The 20,266-nt window shown below is 69.2% G+C and carries 26 protein-coding genes and 1 tRNA gene; 12 read left to right on the forward strand and 15 right to left on the reverse strand.

Features of this window, described 5'->3' with window-relative positions; genetic code table 11:
* Nucleotides 1–74: 74 nt before the first annotated feature.
* The 4 genes from ACIBQX_RS11795 to ACIBQX_RS11810 are packed head-to-tail and all read right to left on the reverse strand — an operon-like array spanning nucleotide 75 to nucleotide 952.
* Entirely contained in the window at nucleotides 75–281 is a 207-nt protein-coding gene (locus ACIBQX_RS11795; RefSeq protein ID WP_397003295.1) for a hypothetical protein, read from the reverse strand.
* A complete protein-coding gene (locus ACIBQX_RS11800; RefSeq protein WP_397003296.1) occupies nucleotides 271–414 on the reverse strand; it encodes a hypothetical protein in 144 nt (47 codons plus the stop codon). The genes ACIBQX_RS11795 and ACIBQX_RS11800 overlap by 11 nt, the downstream gene beginning before the upstream one ends.
* Nucleotides 411–689: a hypothetical protein gene (locus ACIBQX_RS11805; RefSeq protein WP_397003298.1), complete on the reverse strand. Its 279-nt coding sequence runs from the start codon at nucleotides 687–689 to the stop codon at nucleotides 411–413. Before ACIBQX_RS11805 ends, ACIBQX_RS11800 begins: the two co-directional genes overlap by 4 nt.
* Nucleotides 686–952, reverse strand: a complete 267-nt coding sequence (locus ACIBQX_RS11810; protein ID WP_397003300.1) for a helix-turn-helix domain-containing protein — start codon at nucleotides 950–952, stop codon at nucleotides 686–688. Before ACIBQX_RS11810 ends, ACIBQX_RS11805 begins: the two co-directional genes overlap by 4 nt.
* Before the next feature lie 178 nt (nucleotides 953–1,130).
* Here ACIBQX_RS11810 and ACIBQX_RS11815 point away from each other — a divergent pair, with 178 nt between their 5' ends.
* A complete protein-coding gene (locus ACIBQX_RS11815) occupies nucleotides 1,131–1,775 on the forward strand; it encodes a hypothetical protein (protein WP_397003302.1) in 645 nt (214 codons plus the stop codon).
* Nucleotides 1,776–1,789: 14 nt separating this feature from the next.
* On the opposite strand, the gene ACIBQX_RS11820 is transcribed toward ACIBQX_RS11815, so the two are convergent.
* Entirely contained in the window at nucleotides 1,790–2,095 is a 306-nt protein-coding gene (locus ACIBQX_RS11820) for a hypothetical protein (RefSeq protein WP_397003304.1), read from the reverse strand.
* A gap of 387 nt (nucleotides 2,096–2,482) precedes the next feature.
* On the opposite strand from ACIBQX_RS11820, the gene ACIBQX_RS11825 reads away from it, so the two are divergent.
* Nucleotides 2,483–2,743, forward strand: a complete 261-nt coding sequence (locus ACIBQX_RS11825; protein WP_397003306.1) for a GntR family transcriptional regulator — start codon at nucleotides 2,483–2,485, stop codon at nucleotides 2,741–2,743.
* Between the two features lie 242 nt (nucleotides 2,744–2,985).
* Here ACIBQX_RS11825 and ACIBQX_RS11830 read toward each other — a convergent pair whose 3' ends face one another.
* The 8 genes from ACIBQX_RS11830 to ACIBQX_RS11865 all read right to left on the reverse strand — a co-directional run bounded on the left by ACIBQX_RS11830 (nucleotide 2,986) and on the right by ACIBQX_RS11865 (nucleotide 7,040).
* Nucleotides 2,986–3,885 carry a tyrosine-type recombinase/integrase gene (locus tag ACIBQX_RS11830; protein WP_397003308.1) on the reverse strand — a complete coding sequence of 300 codons (900 nt, stop codon included), beginning with the start codon at nucleotides 3,883–3,885 and terminating at the stop codon, nucleotides 2,986–2,988.
* A 97-nt stretch (nucleotides 3,886–3,982) separates the two neighbouring features.
* Nucleotides 3,983–4,054 (reverse strand) — tRNA-Val (locus tag ACIBQX_RS11835).
* A gap of 17 nt (nucleotides 4,055–4,071) precedes the next feature.
* Nucleotides 4,072–5,019 carry an ROK family protein gene (locus tag ACIBQX_RS11840; RefSeq protein ID WP_397003310.1) on the reverse strand — a complete coding sequence of 316 codons (948 nt, stop codon included), beginning with the start codon at nucleotides 5,017–5,019 and terminating at the stop codon, nucleotides 4,072–4,074.
* A gap of 50 nt (nucleotides 5,020–5,069) precedes the next feature.
* Nucleotides 5,070–5,324 carry a hypothetical protein gene (locus ACIBQX_RS11845; protein ID WP_397003312.1) on the reverse strand — a complete coding sequence of 85 codons (255 nt, stop codon included), beginning with the start codon at nucleotides 5,322–5,324 and terminating at the stop codon, nucleotides 5,070–5,072.
* Between the two features lie 80 nt (nucleotides 5,325–5,404).
* Entirely contained in the window at nucleotides 5,405–5,857 is a 453-nt protein-coding gene (locus ACIBQX_RS11850; protein ID WP_397003314.1) for a peroxiredoxin, read from the reverse strand.
* 37 nt (nucleotides 5,858–5,894) lie between these two features.
* Complete coding sequence (locus tag ACIBQX_RS11855; RefSeq protein ID WP_397003316.1) at nucleotides 5,895–6,323, reverse strand: DUF3052 domain-containing protein; 429 nt, start codon at nucleotides 6,321–6,323, stop codon at nucleotides 5,895–5,897.
* Between the two features lie 117 nt (nucleotides 6,324–6,440).
* Entirely contained in the window at nucleotides 6,441–6,848 is a 408-nt protein-coding gene (locus ACIBQX_RS11860; RefSeq protein WP_397003318.1) for a secondary thiamine-phosphate synthase enzyme YjbQ, read from the reverse strand.
* A 9-nt stretch (nucleotides 6,849–6,857) separates the two neighbouring features.
* Entirely contained in the window at nucleotides 6,858–7,040 is a 183-nt protein-coding gene (locus ACIBQX_RS11865) for a DUF1918 domain-containing protein (protein WP_397003320.1), read from the reverse strand.
* Between the two features lie 527 nt (nucleotides 7,041–7,567).
* Between ACIBQX_RS11865 and aceE the strand changes: the two genes are divergently transcribed.
* The 3 genes from aceE (at nucleotide 7,568) to ACIBQX_RS11880 (ending at nucleotide 12,711) form a co-directional block, all read left to right on the forward strand.
* On the forward strand, nucleotides 7,568–10,315 hold the full coding sequence (gene aceE / locus ACIBQX_RS11870) for a pyruvate dehydrogenase (acetyl-transferring), homodimeric type (RefSeq protein ID WP_397003322.1): 2,748 nt from the start codon (nucleotides 7,568–7,570) through the stop codon (nucleotides 10,313–10,315).
* 148 nt (nucleotides 10,316–10,463) lie between these two features.
* Nucleotides 10,464–11,960, forward strand: coding sequence for an alpha/beta hydrolase (locus ACIBQX_RS11875; protein WP_397003324.1), 1,497 nt, complete (start codon nucleotides 10,464–10,466; stop codon nucleotides 11,958–11,960).
* Nucleotides 11,961–11,970: 10 nt separating this feature from the next.
* On the forward strand, nucleotides 11,971–12,711 hold the full coding sequence (locus ACIBQX_RS11880; protein ID WP_397003326.1) for a maleylpyruvate isomerase family mycothiol-dependent enzyme: 741 nt from the start codon (nucleotides 11,971–11,973) through the stop codon (nucleotides 12,709–12,711).
* Nucleotides 12,712–12,882: 171 nt separating this feature from the next.
* Here the strand turns inward: ACIBQX_RS11880 and ACIBQX_RS11885 are convergent, their stop codons facing one another.
* Both ACIBQX_RS11885 and ACIBQX_RS11890 read right to left on the reverse strand, forming a co-directional pair.
* Nucleotides 12,883–13,608, reverse strand: a complete 726-nt coding sequence (locus ACIBQX_RS11885; protein WP_397003328.1) for a helix-turn-helix transcriptional regulator — start codon at nucleotides 13,606–13,608, stop codon at nucleotides 12,883–12,885.
* Between the two features lie 55 nt (nucleotides 13,609–13,663).
* Nucleotides 13,664–14,683: a PHP domain-containing protein gene (locus ACIBQX_RS11890; protein WP_397003330.1), complete on the reverse strand. Its 1,020-nt coding sequence runs from the start codon at nucleotides 14,681–14,683 to the stop codon at nucleotides 13,664–13,666.
* 154 nt (nucleotides 14,684–14,837) lie between these two features.
* Between ACIBQX_RS11890 and ACIBQX_RS11895 the strand changes: the two genes are divergently transcribed.
* From ACIBQX_RS11895 to ACIBQX_RS11925, 7 genes are all read left to right on the forward strand, one after another.
* Nucleotides 14,838–15,188, forward strand: a complete 351-nt coding sequence (locus ACIBQX_RS11895) for a hypothetical protein (RefSeq protein ID WP_397003332.1) — start codon at nucleotides 14,838–14,840, stop codon at nucleotides 15,186–15,188.
* 3 nt (nucleotides 15,189–15,191) lie between these two features.
* Nucleotides 15,192–16,340 carry a glutathionylspermidine synthase family protein gene (locus tag ACIBQX_RS11900; protein ID WP_397003334.1) on the forward strand — a complete coding sequence of 383 codons (1,149 nt, stop codon included), beginning with the start codon at nucleotides 15,192–15,194 and terminating at the stop codon, nucleotides 16,338–16,340.
* Complete coding sequence (locus ACIBQX_RS11905) at nucleotides 16,337–16,771, forward strand: DUF350 domain-containing protein (protein ID WP_397003336.1); 435 nt, start codon at nucleotides 16,337–16,339, stop codon at nucleotides 16,769–16,771. The genes ACIBQX_RS11900 and ACIBQX_RS11905 overlap by 4 nt, the downstream gene beginning before the upstream one ends.
* 71 nt (nucleotides 16,772–16,842) lie before the next feature.
* Nucleotides 16,843–17,967, forward strand: coding sequence for a PucR family transcriptional regulator (locus ACIBQX_RS11910; RefSeq protein ID WP_397003867.1), 1,125 nt, complete (start codon nucleotides 16,843–16,845; stop codon nucleotides 17,965–17,967).
* 103 nt (nucleotides 17,968–18,070) lie between these two features.
* Nucleotides 18,071–18,967 (forward strand): ACP S-malonyltransferase, encoded by an 897-nt coding sequence (locus ACIBQX_RS11915; RefSeq protein WP_397003338.1) that lies wholly within the window; start codon nucleotides 18,071–18,073, stop codon nucleotides 18,965–18,967.
* Entirely contained in the window at nucleotides 18,964–19,920 is a 957-nt protein-coding gene (locus tag ACIBQX_RS11920; RefSeq protein WP_397003340.1) for a beta-ketoacyl-ACP synthase III, read from the forward strand. Before ACIBQX_RS11915 ends, ACIBQX_RS11920 begins: the two co-directional genes overlap by 4 nt.
* Before the next feature lie 89 nt (nucleotides 19,921–20,009).
* Nucleotides 20,010–20,249: an acyl carrier protein gene (locus tag ACIBQX_RS11925; protein WP_049565669.1), complete on the forward strand. Its 240-nt coding sequence runs from the start codon at nucleotides 20,010–20,012 to the stop codon at nucleotides 20,247–20,249.
* The last annotated feature ends 17 nt before the right edge of the window (nucleotides 20,250–20,266 follow it).

The following is a 20,266-nucleotide window of genomic DNA, read 5'->3' on the forward strand; positions in this document are numbered from 1 at the left end:
TGTTCGTGGTCCGAATAGGTCTGAGCGGGGATCTCGCGGGTCCGGCAGTTGCCTCTGCTGGGCCCGCACTGCGTCTAAGCGGCGGGCGTCAGCCCGGCCAGGCGCGCCTTGCGCTGCTCGCGCCGGTCCGCCTTCTCAGCGGCCTTGACGGCGCGCTTGTCGAACGCGGCGCTGGACTGGCTGCGGCGCTTCTTGGCCGCCCGACGGCGCTGACGCGGGGTGAGGTCGCCACGGTTGGTCTGGTCCAGATAGCGGGACACGCGGGCGGCGTCATCGAGCATGGTGAGCTCCTCGCTGGGTGGGGATGGTGGAGACCGCCTCGTCGGCGGCACGGTCGAGCTCGTACAGCGCCGAGAGTCGGTACGACAGGCCGGCGGTCATGAGTGCGGCGCCGAGACGCTCAGCGGCGGTCACGCCGCACGCCCCCGCTCCTTGGCCTCGCGGTTCTCGCGCCGCTTCTGGGCGCTCTTGGCCGCGAGTTCCTGCATGTGTGCCTTGCGGAGGTGTCCAGCGCGGCGCTCGCGCTCGGCGGCGGGAAGCTCGTTGTTGGGGTCCACCTGCTGCTCGAAGCGCTTGAGGAAGCCATCACGGGCGGGCTTGGTGCGCGCGGCCGGGTCGGAGGTGTTGGCCCATGAGGTGTGGGCGCCTTTGCGGGCTCGGAGAGAACGCTCCGCAGGGGTCGCGGTCATCGTGCGACTCTCCTGCGGCGCAGCAGCTTGGGGTTCTCGTGACCCTCAAGCGCTCCGCGAGGGACTCCCAGAACGCGGGCGATACTGCCGAGCAGTTGCACGGACGGCTGCTTGTGTCCCAGTTCGATGTTGCGGATGTAGTCGGGGTGCCGCTGGACCCCTTCCTGGTCCAAGAGTTTGGCCACCAGTTCATCGACGGTGAGCTCTTGGCGTTCGCGTTCGCGACGGATTTTGGTTCCATCGGCCTGAGTCAGTTGGGCCATGGCAAGAAGCTAGGGCAGATCAAGGCAGATAGCAAGAGATATTTTGCTTCATCTGCCCTTTGCCTGGCCTCAGCTGCCCCTGTTGCGCCTGATGTCAGAGCGACGAACGTGACATGACCTGCACTGCTCTTGCCTGATCTGCCTAGACCTGCCATCGCCAGTCAGGCATGATGCGTACGTGCCGCACCCGCGTGACACCGACCCGGCCGCCCGCGCACGCCTCCACAACGTCATGGAGAAACGCCGCGTGCACCTTCGCCTTACCTGGAATCAGGTGGCCAAGCTGGCGGGGCTGACCAAGGAAGGGTTGAGATCCGTCCGCACGGAGACTCGCCGCATGATGCCCCTCACCAAGAGAGGCATCGAGACCGCACTCCAGTGGGAACCAGGCAGCGTCGACCTCGTCCTTGAGGACCGGCCGCCAATCGATGCCCACGAGAATCGCACCCGCGATTCTCTCTCCGGCGCCGCCGGCTCCGACGAGACGACCCCTGGCGTGCAGCGCTGGTTTCTGGCGGAGCTGCGTCGCCGCAAGCTGTCGCTGACAGACCTGGCTGCGTCCATCGAAGCTCTACGAGAAATCGGCGTCCACCACGGGCAAACACTGGCAGAGCTTCTCATCGAGTCGGGGTTGGCGGATCGCGACGAGCTAGAGGTCCGCGACCTCCCCCAAGCCACGAAGAACGCAATTACTCGTTTTCATAGCGAGCTTGAAGGGATTACCTCATCCCCGCGACTTTCCGCCCGCCAGCGGCGCAAGCTCGAAGAAAGCGCCGCCGAGGGGCTCCAAGAAATTCGGAAAGAAAGTCGCGAGGACCGGTAAACCGAAAGCCCTCTTCAGGCGACGGACTCCAGTCGGCTACGCCCCCGCGCGCCCTTGTCGTCGTTTGCCGCTTCAGGCTCTTCCTTGATTGCGTTCTCTAGCCGGCGGAGCGCGCCTTCCAGTCTGAGGTGGGCGAGCCGGCCATGGTCGGGCCGCACCAGCCAGCAGGCGATGGCGATGAGGCTTGCGACCAGCGTCGCGAGCCATACCGTCTGGTACACCTGGATGTGCGGCTGGATCACGGCGCCCGTGGCGATGACGGCTCCCCACATCACTCCGGCGGCTCCTGTCACGCTCCAACGCGTAGTGCGTTCTTTCACGTCCACCCCTTCGTGGCCCGTCCTGACGCAGTTGCGACGGCCATACTGCGACATACCTTTTCCCGAGGTTCACGGCAGCATGGTGACTGTAGGTCAGGTATGCGACTTATGGAACCAGGCGAGCGACTGTTTCTTACTGACCATTATCATTTCGACCTGGTCAAATTTCCTGACTCGACCCATCCTCACGTTCACCTGCGGCGATAGTTAAAAGTAGGATTACCTAAGTTTCCGCAGCCCGGCGGCGTGGTGACGCAAGCCTTACCTTCAAGCCAGCATGTCGGATGATCCGAACGCACGTACGACCCGCTTGTACGCGCTCGTGCGCGCTCGTGCACGCGCGTAGCCGCTTGAGCAAGCGTGACCATGATCGCTTAACGTTCTCGCGTGATCGACTTCCGACCGAACGCCTACGTGTGGGCGCAGATCCGAGACGAACTGAAGGCCCGCATCGCCAGGGGCACATACAGAAGTGGCCAGGTGCTGCCAAGTGAGACCACTCTGGTGGAAGAGTTCGGGGTTGCGCGCAACACTGTCCGCAAGGCCATCAAGGCCCTGCGGGAGGAAGGGTTGATCACGACCGTGCCACACCTGGGGAGCTTCGTCGCCGAGTCGGTACCGCCAAGTTCTGACGAGACCGCGAACTGAGGGGAAGTGCGACGATGCACCCAAGAGGGGCCGGGGATCCCGGTAGCGTCTCTATCGGGATCCCCTTTCCCCTTGCGGGACCGCATCGGTCCAGCTTGCTGCGCCTCGGGACTGGCTACTGGACCGATGCGGCGTCCGTGAGCCCTTTGTTCCCAGATGGGGCAGTCATTGATCTCGGATCGTAGCTAATCAATCGCGTGGTGTCACTGGCTGATCATAGATTGCCAGCAGCTACTCAGACATCACAACTCATCACTCAGCGCCGTCCGCCGTCCGGCATCCCTCGCACGCTCGCTCGCCGTCGAAGCCGCGTACCGGTCCAGCATCTGACGCGACCGCCACCCCGCCAGCCGCATCAGCTCCTCCTCAGAAATGCAGAGCTTCTTGTAATGCGCCCACGAGTGCCGCAGCAGATGCGGGTACAGCTCCGGCACCCCAGCGGCCCGCCCGCGGCGCTTGAGCATCTCGTAGATGCCCCACCTGGTGAGTGAGCCCCGATGCTTCTCCGCCAGCCACAGCTTCGGCGAGTCGGCGAGCCGCTGCTTCGACCGGTCCCGCAGATACCGGTCGAGCGCGACGGCCGTCTTGCGTCCGTAACTCACCACCCGGTTCCGCCGTCCTTTGCCGTGGACCGTGACCTCCCGCATCTCCAGATCGAGATCCTCCACTTTGATGGCGGCCATCTCTGCGCGGCGGATCCCGGTGTCCATGAACAGGTAGAGGATGCACAGGTCTCGCCGGTCCACGAAGCTTTTGCCGGAGCAGTCCTTGAGGAGCGCGCCGAGCTGCTCCTTGCGTAGAACCGGCACCTCTTGCTCTGGGACCATCGGCGGCCGGAGTCCGGCCATCGGGTTCGGCTCTTCCGTCCAGGCCGCCCACCATTTGAAGAACTGCTGGACGGAGCGGTAGAGGTTGTTGGCGTAGCCGGCGGATTTCTTCTCCAGGATGGAGATGATCCAGTCCTGGATGTGTTCGGCGCGCACGTCTTCCCACGCGGTGATCTCGTCGGCGCGGTTGTCGGACAGCCAGTGGGCGAGCTTGCGCGCCGCCCCGGTGTAGATCGTTACGGTGTTCTCGCTCTTGTTTTCCGCTCGGAGGTGCCGGGCGAAGGGACCAATGTCCGTTTCTAAGGCCGGGAGCATGCGCGAAAGTTTATGGGGCACTAAGCGCTGTACTACGGGATGACAGCCAGAAATCTGCCAGAGGTAAGCAGATTATGGCTGGTCAGAGTATCCAAGGTGGGCGGTACTGGTTTCGAACCAGTGACCCCTCGCTTGTAAGGCGAGTGCTCTACCCCTGAGCTAACCGCCCCTGATCGGCACTACACCTTACGACACCAAGGGCGCCGACCGCACCTCCACTTCCCACCCCGCCCCCAGTTCAGGCCGCCCCGCCGCCCGCCACCCCAGCAGTGCCGCCCCCAGCATCCCGGCGTCCACCCCGAGGGCGGCGGGAAGCAACGGTGGCGCGTCACGGAAGGCCAGGCGCTTGACGAGGCGCGTACGAACCGGGTCAAAAAGCGCGGGCCCCGCCTCGGCGAGCCCTCCGCCAAGGACGATCATGGACGGGTCCAGCAGGAGGGTGTAGGTGGCCAGGGCGAGCGAGAGGGCCTCCACGGCCTCGTCCCAGACCTCGATGGCCACCGGGTCGTCGGAGGTGACCACCTGCTCGGCCCGTACGTCCTCCAGGCCCGCGCGCTGGCTGTAGCGCCTGCCCACGGAGGCGGCCGAGGCATAGGTCTCCAGGCAGCCGAACTGGCCGCAGGCGCACTGCTCGCCGTCGGGGAAGACGGGGATGTGCCCGATCTCGCCGCCCCAGCCGGAGGTGCCGCCGTACGGCTCGCCGTTCACGATCATGGCGCCGGCGATGCCGGTGCCGATGGGGAGGAAGAGGAAGTCGGCGACCCCTCGTCCCGCTCCGAGGACGTTCTCGGCGAGGCCGCCGGTGCGGACGTCGTGGCCGAGCATGACCGGGGCGTCGAGGTCGGTGAAGTCCTTGGCGGGGATGTCGCGCCAGCCCAGGTTGGCGGCGTAGATGGCGGTGTCCTCGGAGACCAGGCCGGGCACGGCCAGGCCCACGCCTGCGGGCGTGCCGTCGCCGGAGGTGGCGAGGTGGCCGATGAAGTCGCGGATGGCGGTGACGACCGCCTCCGGGCCCTCGGAGCGGGGGGTGTGCCGCCGCTCCGACAGCAGCACCGCGCCCGACTCACTGACCAGGCCGCCCTTCATGGACGTGCCACCGACGTCCAGCGCGACGACGAACGAAGTAGAGGACACGGAACGAGACGATATCGCAGCTCAGCAAATGTCCGGAAAGGCCCGGGGTGTCAGGCGCGGCCGAGCACCCTGTTGAGTGCGGCCTCCACCTCGGCCGAAAGCCCCGGTAGCCCCGGGGGCGTGCTCATCTCCGACCCCACGAGGGAGTCCGAGCGGGCCGGCCGTACGGAGCCGCACGAGCGGCACTCCACCTCACCGAGCCGGCAGATCAGCGTCGTGGACCCGCAGGTCTCGCACGCCTCCAGGTCCAGGCCGTGCAGTCGCTGGCAGTCCGGGCAGATCAGCACCTGCGTCTCGCGGCGCACGCCGCGCTTCCATGGACTGGCGCCTCGGACCGGATCGGTCTGCCGGGCCCCGCAGCGGTAGCAGGGCATCGTTGCCTCCGTTACGAAATGTCGGCGAGTGCCTTGAGGTAGTCGGCGACGTCACGCGCCTGGCCGGTCGGGTTGACCACCGACCAGCGGATCACGCCCTCGCCGTCGAGGATGAAAGTCCCCCGGCGCGCGACGCCCTTCGCCTCATCGAGGACACCGTACGCCCGCGCGACCTGTCCATGTGGCCAGAAATCGGAGAGTAGAGGGAAAGAAAAACCCTCCTGATCCGCCCAGGCACGGTGGGTGAACAGGGAGTCCACCGAGACGGTGAGCAGCTGCGCGTCGGCCTGGAACGCGCGCAGCGCTGTCAGCTCACCGTGACATACCCCGCTGAAGGCAAGCGGGTAGAAGACCAGCACGACCTCCCTGCCCCGGAACTGAGAAAGTCTCACCGGAGTGCCGTGCTGGTCCCGCAGCTCGAAATCCGGAGCCTGGGCACCGACCTCGACAGGATGCGCGTTCACGCGTCTCATCCTGCCGTACGCCTGACGCTCGTGCTCCTTACCGTCGGCCCTTCGGCGCGACGAGCCTGGTCCCTGACCAGTCGGGTGCGGCGGAGATGCTGCTGGTCTGTGAAAGACCGGCGGTCGTGGCATCCTCCCCGATGTCGCTCGGCTCCACGTGGCCGTCACGCCCGGCCTTTGGAGTCAGCAGCCAGATCTGACCGCCCTCGGCGAGTGCTCGCATCGCGGAGGTCAGAACGTCGAAGAGGTCTCCGTCGCCGTCACGCCACCACAGCAGCACCACGTCGACGACGTCGTCGGTCTCTTCGTCCAGCAGATCGTTGCCGGTGAGGCTCTCGATGGAATCCCGAAGCTCGTCGTCGACGTCCTCGTCCCAACCGATCTCCTGCACCACCTGACCCGCCTTGAGGCCAAGTCGTTCGGCCAGGCCGCGCTCGCCCTGCGCCTGACCCGCGGTCGCGCTCACGTTTATCCCTCCTGCTTGAGTGGCCCCGCTTATGCGGTTTATCGCTTCGGGACAGTCCACACGCTGTGACCCTCGGTCGTCAACGGTCGCCACGGGTACGGCCGTACTCGGCCAGAATCAATCCGACAGAAACGACAGCCGAACCTGGCGTTGCCGGTTGTCGACATTGAGGTCCACGAGGGCCACTGATTGCCACGTGCCCAGGGCCAGTCTCCCACCCAGGACGGGGATCGTGGCATACGGCGGGATCAGCGCGGGCATGACGTGCGACCTGCCGTGCCCTGCCGAGCCGTGGGCGTGGCGCCACCGGTCGTCGGCGGGCAGGAGTTCGCCCAGCGCTGAAAGCAAATCGTCGTCGCTGCCGGAGCCGAGCTCCAGCAGCGCGACTCCGGCCGTCGCGTGCGGGACGAAGACGTGCAGCAGCCCGTCCTCGCCCTGCGTACGGACGAATTCCGCGCATTCGCGAGTGATGTCGTGCACCGTCTCCCGTGAACCGGTGGCCACCGAGATGAGTTCAGATCTCACACGGAGATCCTATGTATGCATGACCACGGCGTCAGGGCCGGGAAACACCAGCGTGGTGTGCCCGTCGTCGAATCGCACCAGGTACGGAGGCCCGCCGCCGGGGCCCTGGATCTCGATGATGATTCCGCTCCGGTCCCGTTCGCCGACGGTGTTCCCGTGCACCACGAGCCGGTCGCCTAGCGTCGCCTTCATACCTCCAGATTCGTACGTCGAGTGCCGTACGAGAAGAGGCCGGCCCTCCCGGAGGCGACAAGGATTGATGACCAAACCGTTACCGAGCCGGCCGATTCCTGCGAGTCTGCTGGCAAGTTCCGCGCAAGGCGGAATGCCGGGCCGTCACGCGGGCAGGACGAGACCGTGGACCCCGGTCCCCACGACGTCCCCGCGCCGTCCCGCGACCGGGGCGGCACCCCGGAGCGCCTGATCAGCGGGGGCGCGGCTAGACTCCGGCGGCCCGGATGTGACGCGCGAACCGGGCCGGGGGATACTCGAAGACGTGTAGGCAAAATTTCGTAGCTTTTCTGTTCTTGTTAAATTGAGATGCGGCGGTAACCTAGGCCGTGATTCGTCCTACCATCGGTGGACTAGGCCACCTGTGACACCCCTGCCTGCAGGGGCACCCTGGTTACTCGCCAGTAGAGATGCACTTTCTACGACTAGCGACCAGGATGGAAAGCGACCCAGACCAGACATCAGTCATCCTCGGAAGGCGAGACCCAGTGGCTTCCGGACGCCAGCGTTTCTCGATCATCAGCGACGGCCTACCCAGCCAGCTGCCTGATGTCGACCCCAGTGAGACCAACGAGTGGCTCGAGTCCCTCGACAACGTCGTCAAGACGGAGGGCCGCACGAGAGCCCGTTACCTGATGCTCCGCATGCTGGAGCGGGCCCGCGAGCACCAGGTCGGCGTGCCGGGCCTGCGCAGCACCGACTACATCAACACGATCCCGCCGGAGCGTGAGCCCTGGTTCCCCGGCGACGAGCACGTCGAGCGGCGCATCCGGGCCTACATCCGCTGGAATGCCGCGATCATGGTGACGCGCGCCAACGCCCGCACCAACGTGGGCGGCCACATCGCCACCTACGCCTCGGCCGCGTCGCTCTACGAAGTGGGCTTCAACCACTTCTTCCGCGGCAAGGACCACGGCGAGTCGGGCGACCAGGTCTTCTTCCAGGGCCACGCGGCGCCGGGCATCTACGCCCGCGCCTTCCTGGAGGGCCGGCTCAACGAGGGGCAGCTCGACGCCTTCCGCCAGGAGCTGTCGCACGGCTTCCACGGCCTGCCCTCCTACCCGCACCCGCGGCTGATGCCTGACTTCTGGGAGTTCCCGACCGTCTCGATGGGCCTGGGCCCGATCGGCGCGATCTACCAGGCGCGGTTCAACCGCTACCTGCTCAACCGCCAGATCAAGGACACCAGCCGCAGCCACGTCTGGGCGTTCCTGGGCGACGGCGAGATGGACGAGCCCGAGTCGCTCGGCGCGATCGGCCTGGCCTCGCGCGAGGAGCTCGACAACCTCACCTTCGTCATCAACTGCAACCTGCAGCGGCTCGACGGCCCCGTACGCGGCAACGGCAAGATCATTCAGGAGCTGGAGTCCTACTTCCGGGGCGCCGGCTGGAACGTCATCAAGGTCGTCTGGGGCCGCGACTGGGACCCGCTGCTCGCCGCGGACGTCGACGGTGTGCTGGTCAACCAGATGAACACCACCCCCGACGGCCAGTTCCAGACCTACTCCGTCGAGTCGGGCGGCTACATCCGCGACAACTTCTTCGGCGGCGACCCGCGCCTGCGCAAGATGGTCGAGCACCTGACCGACGACGACATCCGCAAGCTGTCGCGCGGCGGTCACGACTACCGCAAGGTCTACGCCGCGTTCAAGGCCGCCCGTGAGCACGTCGGCCAGCCGACGGTGATCCTGGCCCAGACCATCAAGGGCTGGACGCTCGGCAAGGACTTCGAGGCGCGCAACGCCACGCACCAGATGAAGAAGCTCACCAAGGCCGAGCTCAAGGAGTTCCGCGACCGGCTCTACCTGCCGATCCCCGACTCCGCGCTCGAAGGCGAGCTGCCCCCGTACTTCCACCCGGGCGAGCACGACCCCGAGATCGAGTACATGAAGGAGCGCCGCGCGGCGCTCGGCGGCGTGCTGCCCAAGCGGGTCATGCGCGCCAAGCCGGTCAAGCTCCCCGGCGACGAGATCTACCAGGGCTTCCGCAAGGGCTCCGGCAAGCAGCAGGTGGCCACCACGATGGCCTTCGTCCGCGTGCTGAAGGACCTCATGCGCGACAAGGAGATCGGCCACCGGTTCGTGCCGATCATCCCGGACGAGGCGCGCACGTTCGGTCTCGACGCGATGTTCCCGACGGCGAAGATCTACTCCCCGCACGGCCAGAACTACGAGGCCGTCGACCGGGAGCTGCTGCTGTCGTACAAGGAGGCGGTGCAGGGGCAGATCCTGCACGAGGGCATCACCGAGTCGGGCTCGATGGCCTCGGCGATCGCGGCCGGCTCGGCCTACGCCACGCACGGCGAGCACATGATCCCGATCTACATCTTCTACTCGATGTTCGGCTGGCAGCGCACCGGCGACCAGATGTGGCAGATGGCCGACCAGATGACCCGCGGGTTCCTGCTGGGCGCCACCGCCGGCCGCACCACGCTCAACGGCGAGGGCCTGCAGCACGAGGACGGCCAGTCGCCGCTGATCGCCTCGACCAACCCGGCCGCGATCTCCTACGACCCGTCCTGGGCGTTCGAGGTGGCGTACATCGTCCAGGACGGCCTGCGGCGGATGTACGGCGAGCAGCCGGAGGACGTCTTCTACTACCTGACCGTCTACAACGAGCCCTACCTGCAGCCCGCCCAGCCCGCCGACCTCGATCTGCAGGCGCTGCTCAAGGGCCTCTATCGGTTCGCCGAGGGCCCGCAGACGCAGGGGCCGAAGGCCAACATCCTGTCCTCGGGCGTGGCGGGCCCGTGGGCGATGGAGGCGCAGCGGCTGCTGGCCGAGGACTGGGGCGTTTCGGCCACCGTCTGGTCGGCGACGTCCTGGGCGGAGCTGCGCCGCGAGGCGCTGGCCTGCGACGAGCACAACCTGCTCAACCCGGACGCCGAGCCGCGGGTGCCGTACGTCACCCAGGCGCTGTCCCAGGCGTCGGGGCCGATCGTGGGCGTCAGCGACTACATGAAGGCCGTGCAGGACCAGATCGCGCAGTGGGTGCCGGGTGACTGGTCCTCGCTGGGCACCGACGGGTTCGGCCTGTCCGACACCCGCTCGGCGCTGCGCCGCCACTTCCACGTGGACGCCGCCTCCATCACGCTGGCCGTGCTGACCAGCCTGGTCAAGCGGGGCGAGCTCGACGGCGAGGTGCTGCGCGAGGCGATCGCCCGCTACCACCTCAAGAACGGCGTGACCGAGGCCGGTGGCGCCGAGAGCAACGACACGCAGTCGATGGGCATCTGACATGGGCATCTGACCCGTCCGTCACGGCGGCCCCTCGCGAAGAGACTTCGCGAGGGGCCGCTGTTGTACGCGTCGTCACCCTCACTTACGTGAACGCTCACGTATTGTGGGCACTACCTCCCCCTGTGCCGATGAGGGGAAGAGTCGTATGCGCCGCGTCCTTGCCGCTGCCGCCCTGGCCGTGACGGCCACCGCCTGTGCGAGCCCGGCCAAGCCGGCCGCCGATGTGGTGCCCGAGACGGAGAAGATCGCCTGGGGTCCGTGCACGGATCTCACCCGTCCCGACGGCGAACCGCCGGCCCGGCAGGATCCCACCGTGCGGTGCGGGAAACTCTCGGTGCCCTTGGACTACGGCGCGCCGGACGGCGAGCGGATCGACCTCGCGTTGATCAAGCTAGCGGCGACCGACAAGAAGAACCGGATCGGCTCGCTGCTGTTCAACTTCGGCGGCCCGGGAGCCTCCGGCGTGGACACGCTGGACCAGGCGGCCAAGTCGCTGTCGGCGCTGCGCGCCCGCTACGACCTGATCAGCTTCGACCCGCGCGGCGTCGAGCGCAGCTCCGGCGTACGCTGCGGCAGCCCCGCCGACCTGGACGCCTACACCGCGATGGACACGCTGCCCGTCAACGCGGAGACCCGCGCGAAGGTCGACGCGGCCAACAAGAGGTTCGCCGAGCTGTGCGGCCGCGACGCGGGCGAGATCCTGCCGTTCGTCGGCACTGCCAGCGCCTCCCGCGACATGGACCGCATCCGCGCCGCCCTCGGCGAGGAGAAGCTCAACTACGTCGGCATGTCGTACGGCACGCAGCTCGGCGCGGTCTACGCCACGCAGTTCCCCGGCAACGTGGGCCGGATGGTGCTCGACGCGCCGCTGGACCCGAGGGTCGGGTTCAGGGAGCGCACGCTGGCCCAGACACGTGGCTTCCAGAGGACGTACGAGAGCTTCCTGAAGGCGTGCGTCAGGGAGCGGTGCGAGGTCGGCGAGAGCGTCGCCGCCGCCAACGCCAACGTGGAGCGGCTGATGAACCAGCTGACCAAGCAGCCGATCAAGGTGGGACAGCGGGAGCTCACCCAGGGCCTGGCGGTCACCGGCGTCGCGGCCGCCCTCTACTCGGAGCTCACCTGGCCGCTGCTGGGCAACGCGCTCGGCCAGGCGCTCCAGGGCGACGGCTCGGCGCTGCTCTACCTGTCCGACTCCTACACCGGCCGCCGCCCGGACGGCACCTACTCCACGCAGATGACCAGCTTCCCGGCGATCACCTGCGTGGACACCACCGAGCGTCCTAGCGTGGCCATGCTGCGGCGCACGCAGGACGCCGCGATGAAGATCTCGCCGCTGTTCGGCAGCGAGGGGTCCGGCGGGCTGTGCCGGGTGTGGCCGACCAAGGGCAGCGACGAGGCCACCCGGGTGAACGCGACCGGCTCGGCGCCGATCCTGGTGGTGGGCGGCAAGAACGACCCCGCCACCCCCTTCCAGTGGGCGCCCAAGCTGACCGCCCAGCTCAAGACGGCCACGCTCGTCACCTACCAGGGCGAGGGGCACGGCGCCTACCTGTCGGGCAACAAGTGCGTCGCCCGGCTCGTGGACGACTATCTGATCAAGGGCAAGCTGCCCGAGCGAGGCGCCAGTTGCGCGGCCGCCTAGGCTCGGCCGGGTGACGGACTACTTCGCGCTCATCGAGAACGAGACCGCGCGCCTGGCCGAGCTGACCACGGCGCCGGAGACACCGCTGCCGACCTGCCCCGGCTGGACCCTCGCGGACCTCATCACGCACCTCGGCACGCTGCACCGGTGGGTGACCCACCTGGTGACGACGCGCGCCCAGGAGCCCGTCCGGTCGCGGGACGTGCCCAACGGCCTGGCCGAGGGCGAGCATGGCGACCACGCGTGGCTCACCTCCGGGATGGCGGAGATGGTCCGGACGCTGCGCGCGACCGACCCGGACACGCCGCTGTGGACCTGGGGGCCCGGCGGCCGGGCCGGCTGGTGGGCCCGGCGGATGGCGTACGAGCTGGTCGTGCACCGGGTCGACGCCGAGCTCGCGGCCGGCCTCGAGCCGGTCGTCGAGCCGGCGGTCGCGGCCGACGGCGTGGAGGAATTCCTCGGCAACCTGTCGTCCGCCGGCTGGGTGACCAGACGCCTGGCCGCGCTGGACGGCATGGCGGGCGCCACCTTCCACCTGCACGCCACGGACACGCCGGGCGAGTGGACGTTCGTCCCGGCCGCCGACGGCGGGATCTCCTGGGAGCGCGGGCGCGCCAAGGGGGACGCGGCGGTGCCCGCGCCGGCCGCCGACCTGCTGCTCCTGGTGTACGGGCGCCGCCCGGCCGACGGGCTGACCGTGCACGGCGACCGGGCGCTGCTGGAGCGGTGGCTGCGGACGGCCACGCTGTGAGCCCTGGACGCGCCGCCGCTCGGCGGTCGGCGGCGAGTCCAGGAGCAGACCGGTCACTCGCGAGAGCGGGCCCGGGGCGCGGGGAAGGCATGTCCCCCGGCCCGCGACGCGTTCGACACAGGCCATGATGCGACACCGGCGCGACAACCCTATGTCGGTGTTTTAGAACAATTAATCGAGAACGGCGCCGTGCACCACCATCTCGGGCACCTCGGTCGCGAACCCTTCCAGCGGCCGCTCCGGGCAGCGCTCGGCGGTGACGGCCGCCGCGGCGATCCGGTCGAACCGGAAGACGCGCACGTCGTCACGCAGACGGCACCACGCCACCAGATACCAGAACCCGCCCCGGCCGCCCAGGAACACGCCCGGCTCGACGTCACGGGAGGTCAGCGCCCCCTTGGCGTCGGCGTACTCCAGCCGGAGCACGCGGCGGCGCAGCAGCGCCTCCTCGATCGCGCGGGAGACGCCCTCCGCGCCGAGCGGCCGGATCCCGCCGGCCGGCTCGGGCGGCTCGGCGACGAGCACCCGGCGGGCCAGCTCCCTGGCGAGCTCGCCCTCGGTGCCGGGCATGGCGGCGACCACCTTGCGTAACGCGCTGCGCGCCTGCCTGCCGAACGGCTGGTCCCCCGCCCGGCCGAGCGCCACGGCGATGGCCACCGCCTCGGCGGGGGTGAAGTTGAGCGGCGGGAGGGACATCTTCTTGTCGAGGGTGTAGCCGCCGGTGCGCCCGGCCTCGGCGTAGATCGGCACCCCCGACTCCTGCAGCGCGGTGATGTCGCGCTCGATCGTGCGCACGCTGACCTCGAACCGGGCGGCGAGCTCGCGGGCCGAACGGCGGCGCGGCGCGATGGCGCGCAGGTCCTCGACGAGCGCGTAGAGCCGGTCGGTGCGGTTCACATCTGCGACGGTACGCCCGGCCACCGACAATCGCGTGCGCGCAGGCGATACAGCGTCATCGCGTCCAGGTCAGCAGCTCCTCCAGCGGCCAGGTGTTGACGATCCGCGCCGGCTCGATCCCGCAGCGCGCCGCCCGCTCGCAGCCGTGCCGCTGCCAGTCGAGCTGGCCCGGCGCGTGCGCGTCGGAGTTGACGGCGAAGACGCAGCCCTGCTCGTAGGCCTGGCGCAGCAGCCGTTTGGGCGGGTCGAGCCGGTCGGGCCTGGAGTTGATCTCGACAGCCACGCCGAACCTCCGGCACGCCTCGAAGACGATCTCGGCGTCGAACTCCGACTCCGGCCGGCGCTCGCCGCGCGCGCCACCGGCCCGCACGACCCGCCCGGTGCAGTGGCCCAGCACGTCCACCCGCGGGTCGGCGATCGCCATGACCATCCTGCGGGTCATCTCGGGGCCGGGCATCCGCAGCTTGGAATGCACGCTGGCCACCACCACGTCCAGCCGGTCCAGCAGCTCCGGCTCCTGGTCCAGGCCGCCGTCGAGATCGATGTCGACCTCGACGCCGGTCAGCACGCGGAACGGCGCCAGCCGCCGGTTGAGCTCGTCCACCCGGTCGAGCTGCTCGCGCAGGCGAGCCGCCGGGAGACCGTTGGCCACCTTCAGGCGCGGCGAGTGGTCGGTCAGCGCCAGGTACTCGTGGCCGAGCGCCATCGCGGCGCCGGCCATCTCCTCGATCGGCGAGCCGCCGTCGGACCAGTCGGAATGGCTGTGCAGATCACCCTTGAGCGCGGCCAGGAGCGCGGCCGTCTCGTCGTCGAGGTCGGCCCCCTCGGTGGCCCGCATCCTGCGCAGGTAGGTCGGCACCTGACCGGCCAGCGCCTCGGTGATCACCAGCGCGGTCACCTTGCCGATGCCCGGCAGGCCGGCCAGGCCGCCCGAGTCCGCCAGCCGTACCAGCTCCGCGCGGGGCAGGTCGGCGACGACCGAGGCGGCGCGGCGGAAGGCGCGCACGCGATAAGTGGGCTCTCCCGCCCGTTCCAGGAGAAAGGCGATCTCCTGGAACGCCTCGACCGGTTCCATACGTTCATGAATACCAAAGGCTCGGCTCGTCGATTGATGCCGGAGGCCACCACCGATAGTCTGTCCGGCCGGAGAGAGCAGGAGCTAGATGGCCCACACGCCACCCCCACCCCACCAGCCCCATCGCCCGAAGAAGCGGTCGAAGGCGTCCAACGTGATCACTCTCACGGTCATCGGCGTCGTCTCGGTCATGGTGGTCGGCTACTGCGCCGCCACCCAGAACGACGAGGAGGTCACCGCCGACTGCGTCGACATGAACACGCAGTTCGACGACGGCTCCTACCAGGTGGTGGACGAGGACCTCTGCGACGAGGACGACGACGGCAACAGCCACTACTACGGCGGTTCGCGCGGCGCCTACATCTGGTACTACGGCGGCACCCGCGTCGGCACCCGGGTGCGGGCGGGCACCAGCTACCGCCCCTCCGACGTCGCCATCAAGTCCCGCGCCGGCCGCGAGATCCAGCGAGGCGGCTTCGGCAGCTTCCGCACCGGAGGAAGCTGACCCGTGCGGCGCGAGCGAGGCACTCCCAGGGACGACTGGGAGAAGACGATCGAAGGCCAGGGGCTCGCCTACCACCGTGCGGCCCACCCCGAAGGCCTGAGCAGGCCCTACTGGGACGAGTCCGTCCACTACGCCTTCTCCATGCAGGAGGTGGAGTCGCTGGAGGAGCAGGTCGAGGAGCTCCACGGCATGTGCCTGAGCGCCGCCGAGCACGTCGTCTCGACGGGCCGCTTCGCCGACTTCGCCATCCCCGAGTGGGCCGTCCCCGACGTGACGCGCTCCTGGGAGCGCCGCGACCCCTATCTGTACGCCCGCTTCGACCTGCGCTACGACGGCACCGGCCCGGCCAAGCTGCTGGAGTACAACGCCGACACGCCCACCTCGCTGCTGGAGTCGTCGGTCGTGCAGTGGTTCTGGCTGAAGGACACCCACCCCGGCGACGACCAGTGGAACTCCATCCATGAGCGGCTCATCGACCGCTGGCGGGAGCTGCCGCTGCCGCCGGGGCCGATCCACTTCGCCTGGACCAACCGGGATGAGTCGGGCGAGGAGGCGATGACGCTCGCGTACCTGCAGGAGACAGCAGAGCAGGCCGGCCTGCAGACCGTCGCGGTCGCCATGGAGGACATCGGCTGGGACTCCCTCAACCGCCGCTTCGTCGACGTCGAGGAGCGGATGATCCGCTCGGCCTTCAAGCTCTACCCGTGGGAATGGATGCTGGCCGAGCCCTTCGGGCGCCACGCGGTGCGCCACGGCACCTGGATCGAGCCGCTGTGGAAGGCGCTGCTGTCCAACAAGGCGCTGCTGGCCGTGCTGTGGGAGCTGTTCCCCGGCCATCCCAACCTGCTGCCCGCCTACCTCGACGGCCCCCGCGACCTGACCTCCTACATCGCCAAGCCGCTGCTCGGCCGGGAGGGCTCCTCCATGCGGATCGTCACCCCGTCGGGCGGCCAGGAGACGCCCGGCTCCTACGGCCAGGAGGGCTTCGTCTTCCAGGGCTTCGAGGCGCTGCCCGACTTCGACGGCCAGCGACCCGTGCTCGGCGCCTGGGTGATCGCCGACGAGGCCGCGGGGCTGGGCATCAGGGAGACCACCGGGTTGATCACCGACGACACCTCGTCCTTCGTACCTCACCGAATCGAGCAATCATGAACGCCCTCCTGGAGATCCTCGTCCGCGGCGCGGGCGCCATCGCCTCCTACGCCGCCGTCGGCGTGATCCTGCTGATCGTCGGCTTCTACGTGATCGACCTCGCCACGCCAGGAAAGCTGAGCGAGGTCATCCGCAACGAGCGCAACCCCAACGCCACGTTGCTGGCGGCCTCCGCGATGGCCGCGATCGGCCTGATCGTGGCGGCCTCCATCTGGTCGTCCGGCGGCCGGCTGGCCGAGGGCCTGGCGGGCACGGCGGTGTTCGGCCTGGTCGGCATCGTGGTGCAGACGCTGGCGATGCTGCTGTTCGACCGGGTGGTGGGCATCTCGGTCCGTGACCTGGTCAAGGAGCCCGAGCTGCAGCCCGGCGCCCGCCTGCTCGCGGTCACCCACGTGGCGATCGGGCTGATCACCGCCGTCGCGGTCATCTAGCCGGACCTGGCACTCTAGAAGGTGTGACAGACCGGACCCGGGAGGACACCACTCGCAGGCTCGAGCGCGCCATGGGCTCGCTCGGCACGGCGGCCATGTCCCGTATGGACGACCAGTTGCCGTGGTTTCGAGCGCTCAGCGCCGAGGATCGCTCGTGGGTGGGCCTGGTGGCGCAGGCCGGCATCGCCGCGTTCGTGGAGTGGTTCCAGCACGCGGGCGAGGACCGGCCCACGCCCAGCATCGAGTTCTTCGGCACCGCGCCGCGCGAGCTGAAGCGGTCCATCTCCCTGCAGCAGACCGTCGACATCGTCAGGGTCGTCGTCCAGGTGGTGGAGGCCCAGACCGACGAGCTGGCGGCGCCCGGCGGCGGCGACCAGCTCCAGCAGGCCATGCTGCGCTACACCCGCGACGTGGCCTTCGCCGCCGCGCACGTCTACGCCCGCGAGGCCGAGGCGCGCGGGGCCTGGGACGCCAGGCTGGAGGCGCTGATCGTGGACGCCCTGGTGCGCGGCGAGGTCGACGACGGCCTGCACTCCTGGGCGGCGGCGCTCGGCTGGACGTCCTCCCCGGTGGTGGTCATCGCCGGCCACGCCCCCGACGGCGACCCGCGCGCGGTGATCGACGGGCTGCGCGAGCGGGGCCGCCGCATCGGCATGGACCTGCTCGCCGGGGTGCAGGCAGACCGGCTGATCGTGATCGTAGGCGGCGCCACCAGTGTGAACGACGCGGCCAAGCAGGTCGTGGCCCGCTTCGGCGAGGGCCCGATCGTCATCGGCCCGGAGGTGCCCGACCTGCACGCCGCCGCCCGGTCGGCCAGGGCCGCGCTGGCCGGGCTGCAGGCCGCCTCCGGCTGGCCGGACGCCCCCCGCCCGGTGCACGCCGAGGACCTGCTGGCCGAGCGGGCGCTCGACGGCGACGGCGACGCCCGGGAGCAGCTCATCGAGAACGTCTATCTGCCCCTCGCCGGCACCCCGCTGCTCGACACCCTGGCCACCTACCTGGAGCAGGGCACCTCGCTGGAGGCCACCGCGCGCCTGCTGTTCGTGCACCCGAACACGGTCCGCTACCGCCTCAAGAAGATCACCGAGCTGACCGGCTACCAGCCGACGGAGGGCCGCTCCGCCTTCACCCTCCAGGTGGGGCTCATCCTGGGCAGGCTCGCGGAGAGCGCGCAGACGTGGCGCGCCCTAACGTAGGACTACCGAAACCCCTATTGTGGGCTTCCTACAAATCACCGTGGACAAAGTTCGTTCACATCTTCATCAGCGTGTCGGACATCTACAGGGCAGGGTTGAGTTCGTGCTTGTACTCGTCGCGCCAGGCCAAGGCGCCCAAACTCCTGGCTTCCTCACACCGTGGCTCGAGCTGCCCGGTCTCGCCGACCGGCTGGCCGCCTGGTCCGAGGTCGCCGGCCTGGACCTGATCGCCTACGGCACGACCGCCGGGGCCGACGAGATCCGCGACACCGCGATCGCCCAGCCGCTGCTCGTGGCCGCCGCGCTGGCGTCGGCCGAGGCGCTCGGCGTGACCCCCGACCTCCTCGCCGGCCACAGCGTCGGCGAGTTCGCCACGGCGGCCCTGGCCGGGGTGCTGACCCCGGAGCAGGCGCTGACCCTGGTGCGCGAGCGCGGCCAGGCCATGGCCAAGGCCGCCGGAGTCACCCCGACCGGCATGACGGCGGTGCTGGGCGGGGTGGAGGCCGAAGTGCTCGCCGCCCTCGACAAGCACGGGCTGACGCCCGCCAACGTCAACGGCGCCGGGCAGATCGTCGCCGGCGGCACGCTGGAGCAGCTGGCCGCGTTCAAGGACGACGCGCCCGCCCGCGCCCGCCTGATCCCGCTGTCCGTGGCCGGCGCCTTCCACACCGTGCACATGGCCCCGGCGGTCGACCAGCTGCGCGAGGCCGCACAGCACGTCGAGCCCGCCGACCCGCGGGTCAAGCTGCTCTCCAACGCCGACGGCCAGGTCGTGACCGACGGCGCCGAGCTCATGCGCCGCCTGGTCGCCCAGGTGAGCAGTCCCGTCAGGTGGGACGCCTGCATGACCTCCATGGCCGATCTGGGCGTCACCTCGATGATCGAGCTGCTGCCCGGCGGCACGCTGACCGGCCTCGCCAAGCGCGGCCTGCGCGGCGTGCGGACCGTGGCACTCAAGACCCCAGATGATCTCGACGCCGCCAGGGAGCTGACCCAGTGAGGATTCTCGACACCGCGCCTGGTGCGAAGGTGCTGGCACTCGGCCACTACCAGCCCTCCCAGGTCGTCACCAACGACGACCTGGCCAAGACCATGGACACCAACGACGAGTGGATCCAGTCACGGGTCGGCATCAAGGAGCGCCGGGTCGCCCCCGACGGCGAGACCCTCGAGGACATGGCCACCCAGGCGGGCGGCAAGGCGCTGGCCGCCAGCGGCCTGTCCGCCGCCGACATCGACCTGGTGATCGTGGCGACCTGCACGCTGGAGAGCCAGATCCCCAACGCCTCGGCCATCGTGGCCCACCGCCTCGGCATCGACTCCCCGGGCGCGTTCGACGTCAACGCGGCCTGCTCCGGCTTCTGCTACGCGCTCGCCGCCGCCGACGCCGCGGTCCGCGCCGGCTCGGCCACGAACGTCCTCGTCATCGGCGCGGAGAAGCTCTCACAGTGGCTCGACTGGACCGACCGGTCGACCGCGGTGATCTTCGCCGACGGCGCGGGCGCCGCGGTGGTCGGCCCCTCGGACACGCCAGGCATAGGTCCGGTCGTCTGGGGCAGCTCGGGTGACAAGTCCGAAGCCATCAGGATCCCCGACCGCCACGACTCGCTGCGCCAGGAGGGCCAGACCGTGTTCCGGTGGGCCACCACCGCGCTGCACCCGGTCGCCAAGCTGGCGTGCGAGCGCGCGGGCGTGGACCCGTCCGAGCTTGCCGCCTTCGTCCCGCACCAGGCTAATTTGCGCATCATCGAGTCCATCGCCCGTAAGCTGGGCGCCGACAACGCCGTCGTCGCCCGCGACATCGTCACGGCCGGCAACACCTCCGCCGCGTCGGTCCCGCTCGCGCTCTCGCGCATGCTGGAGCGCGGCGAGGTCCGCTCGGGCGGGCTCGCGCTCATCCTCGGCTTCGGCGCCGGCCTGACGTATGCGGGACAGGTCATCGAGATTCCATAGGATCGCGTACGGCACACGCGCCGTACGCATGTCAGAGCTTGTACGGCGACGCCGTGCAGAACCCAGGAAAACTAAGGAGAACTAGCGACATGGCTGCCACCGAGCAGGACATCCTCGAGGGCCTCGGCAAGATCATCAACGAGATCACCGGCATCCCCGCCGCCGAGGTCACCCCCGAGAAGAGCTTCGTGGACGACCTCGACATCGACTCCCTGTCCATGGTCGAGATCGCCGTGGCCGCCCAGGACGAGTTCGGCGTCGAGATCCCTGACGACCAGCTCAAGAACCTGAAGACGGTCAAGGACGTCCTCACCTTCATCCAGAACTAAGTGATCCTCTCTGCCTG

The sequence above is a fragment of the Nonomuraea sp. NPDC049714 genome (genome assembly GCF_044465295.1).
Lineage (GTDB): Bacteria > Actinomycetota > Actinomycetes > Streptosporangiales > Streptosporangiaceae > Nonomuraea.

Coding starts and splice junctions, on each gene's coding strand:
- ACIBQX_RS11795 (WP_397003295.1), bottom strand. CDS start 281: ATGCTCGATGACGCCGCCCGCGTGTCCCGCTATCTGGACCAGACCAAC.
- ACIBQX_RS11805 (WP_397003298.1), bottom strand. CDS start 689: ATGACCGCGACCCCTGCGGAGCGTTCTCTCCGAGCCCGCAAAGGCGCC.
- ACIBQX_RS11810 (WP_397003300.1), bottom strand. CDS start 952: ATGGCCCAACTGACTCAGGCCGATGGAACCAAAATCCGTCGCGAACGC.
- ACIBQX_RS11830 (WP_397003308.1), bottom strand. CDS start 3,885: ATGCTCCCGGCCTTAGAAACGGACATTGGTCCCTTCGCCCGGCACCTC.
- ACIBQX_RS11865 (WP_397003320.1), bottom strand. CDS start 7,040: ATGAAGGCGACGCTAGGCGACCGGCTCGTGGTGCACGGGAACACCGTC.
- ACIBQX_RS11875 (WP_397003324.1), top strand. CDS start 10,464: ATGCGCCGCGTCCTTGCCGCTGCCGCCCTGGCCGTGACGGCCACCGCC.
- ACIBQX_RS11890 (WP_397003330.1), bottom strand. CDS start 14,683: ATGGAACCGGTCGAGGCGTTCCAGGAGATCGCCTTTCTCCTGGAACGG.
- ACIBQX_RS11905 (WP_397003336.1), top strand. CDS start 16,337: ATGAACGCCCTCCTGGAGATCCTCGTCCGCGGCGCGGGCGCCATCGCC.
- ACIBQX_RS11910 (WP_397003867.1), top strand. CDS start 16,843: ATGGGCTCGCTCGGCACGGCGGCCATGTCCCGTATGGACGACCAGTTG.
- ACIBQX_RS11925 (WP_049565669.1), top strand. CDS start 20,010: ATGGCTGCCACCGAGCAGGACATCCTCGAGGGCCTCGGCAAGATCATC.